The sequence below is a fragment of the Aestuariivirga sp. genome (assembly GCF_037139295.1).
Taxonomy (GTDB): Bacteria; Pseudomonadota; Alphaproteobacteria; order Rhizobiales; family Aestuariivirgaceae; genus Aestuariivirga.
The window spans coordinates 1-2,508 of the sequence record NZ_JBAXGR010000247.1 but is presented as its reverse complement, the minus strand read 5'-3'; the positions used below and the strand labels follow the sequence as shown (position 1 = coordinate 2,508).

Below are 2,508 nucleotides of genomic sequence, written 5' to 3'. Positions count from 1 at the left end.
TCAGCCTCGCGTTGCCGCCGATCCTCGCGGTCGCTTTCCTTTCCATTGATGTTGTCCGGCCTGCCGCCCGACGTATCCGATCCGTAGCTGTGCCCATTGGCATCGCTGCCATTGATGGGGTCATTCCCCGCATAGGCATAGCGGTTGGTGTCAACCCCGGGGATATCCGGGTCCCAGGTATCCGGCGTCAGGAACCGCGACAGCAGCGGGTCGTAGTACCTTGCGTGGAGGTATTGCAGGCCCGTCTCGGGATCAAACCGCTCGTTGATATAGCCCTTGCCCTGCAGCGGCACCGATCCGTTGGTGGTGAGCGGCTGGCCGAAGGGGCCGTAGTCGGCCCGCATGGTGGCCCCTCCCACGCGCAGGACGAGGCGGTTGGAGGCGAGGTGGTCCTTCACCATGACGTCGGTGCCCTGGCCCTCGCGCCGCACGTCCGCGTGGAGATAGGAGGTGACCACGCCCCGCATGCTGGCCTGGCCGAACAGGACCTCGGCATCGGCCCCGAGGTAGAAGTGCTTTGCGCCGACGAAGCTCTTTCCCACCCGCTCGCCATCCGGCCCATAGTCGAAGCTGACGGCGTAACCAAAGGCGGTGACGGAGACAGGCCGGTTCTCGCCGTCATAGGTGATCGAGCGGGGGGCTATCGGCCCCGGCCCGTCCGGGTCATAGCTCAGCGTGTTGCCATTGGCATCATAGGTGACGGGCGTGCCGCAGATCGCGGCCGGCGCATGCGGGCGCCCGCCCGCGCCATAGCTCAGCGCCGCGCCGCCACACAGCGCGGAGTTGGCGAGCATGTTGTCGGCATCGTCATAGGCGAAGCTCCGGTCCTCCGCGGTGCCGCCCTGATTGTCCGCCGAGACGAGACGATCCAGCGCGTCATAGCCATAGGCCCAGGCGCGGGTGGCATCGGGCGAGGACACCGCCGTGACGAGGCCCCTGGCATCGCGCGTGTAGCCCAGGTCGAGCAGCGTCTGCCCGTCCTGCTGGGTGAGGTCACTGACCGGCTAGGTAATTGAATACAGTAGTTCTCTACGGTGCCATTCGAGTCCTAATCTTCTGGAGTTTCTACGCACGATTCCATAGCGCTCTTAACCAGCTGCATCCAAGCAGTGACGTGGTCACTACGGTAATGTCGCCACTCCATCATGTGATCAGTGTAGATTTTCATTACGATTTCGGGACTCATGAAACCTTTCTCGAACTCAGCACGTTCTTGAAAAAACATAAAACAAGCTGGACCATCCTCAAAGAACACAAAGCCCCCATAAACGTCTGGGAGCATGAGCAAAAAGTCAATTGCGAAAGTCTTCTCTTTGAGTTCATCCAATAGAGAATACGTAAACTTCTCTACTTTGAAGCAATAGTACTTATCGTGAGCAAGAACGGCTATAAGAAGTTTTCGGGAAGTAGCCGAGTTTATCTTATTCTCCATCAGCAGCTGCAGTGAAGAGTCCGAATGGTACTCAAAGTTTCGGTAATGAACTGTGTGAGTCCCCAACAGAGCGCCCCGATGGAGTTGTGGCTTAGGGAAAAACTGGCCTGGAAAACCGGAGTCTGCATGCTGCAGATATGACAGCGCAATCCTTGCGCATTCAATTGCTTTGAAATCGTCACACTGTGTCGCTCCAACTGGAACCTCGCTCTCGTCAAGGCGCAAGGGGGGAGCCAAAAAGCTATCGCTACTGGATGAGAGTTTATCGATCACTGTCGCTCAGCCTCTTGTTACTATCACTGTTGCTTTCATTGCTTGTCGAATTCCCTTCCTGTGTTCTGTTCCTATCGTCCTTTCGATCATCCCTATCCTCTGGAAAGCGGTTCTTCGTAGTATTTCCGTTTGGATCAGTGACTTCAATGGTCGGCTCCCCTGTCTTCTCTGATCCTGGTCGTGCTGATATCTTGGTCTTGTCAGGTAGGGTGATCACTTCACCTTTACCCCACTTGGTTTCGAACTGCTTTTTAATCTCAGCGCCAGGCAGATCCTTGAGTTTGTCTACCGTCTCTTTGTAGGGTCTTCCTCTGCTGATGTTTTTCTCTTTGGCGCCAGGATCAGCGGTATCTTTTCCGGCACCCATGATTGTTTCAACGTCTTCATGTGTGGCCGGAGGCGCCTTGTCCTCCGGCAGCTTGTCGTTGTTGAGTGCCTTTACGGCTTCCTTCGCTGCATAAGCAGCCAAAGCAGCCGAGCCTACGTAGGCTGCCGCCTGTATTGCGGCATACCCAAGTGCGACTTCGCTAGCACACAGATCGAAGCAATGCCCATTCGCATCGCCATTCACGTCGGCCAGTGTGTGACGCGCGGTGTTCGCCGGCAGGCTGAAGGCTGGCTGTGCAAGCAGTCCGTTGCCGGTCGACAGGAAGCCCTGGTAGCTCTGGGTTTTCAGCTTGTGGATAAGGACATCCGCGCGTCCGTCACCATTGAAGTCACCGACCAGGAAGCGGTACTTCGTGCCGAAGCTGTCAATGTTGTTCAGTCCCCAATTGACGACACTTGCCCTGCCTCGGCCTGAG

Annotated in this window: 3 protein-coding genes; all 3 read right to left on the bottom strand. The window is 57.0% G+C overall.

Going from position 1 to position 2,508, the window contains the following annotated elements; genetic code table 11:
• Positions 1–920, bottom strand: a 920-nt coding sequence (locus tag WCJ41_RS21490; protein WP_336907883.1) for an RHS repeat-associated core domain-containing protein, incomplete at its 3' end; no start/stop codon positions are given.
• A gap of 128 nt (positions 921–1,048) precedes the next feature.
• Complete coding sequence (locus WCJ41_RS21485) at positions 1,049–1,705, bottom strand: hypothetical protein (RefSeq protein WP_336907882.1); 657 nt, start codon at positions 1,703–1,705, stop codon at positions 1,049–1,051.
• The coding region (locus WCJ41_RS21480) for a VCBS repeat-containing protein (protein ID WP_336907881.1) at positions 1,695–2,508 on the bottom strand (814 nt) is incomplete at its 5' end. The genes WCJ41_RS21485 and WCJ41_RS21480, both read right to left, overlap by 11 nt.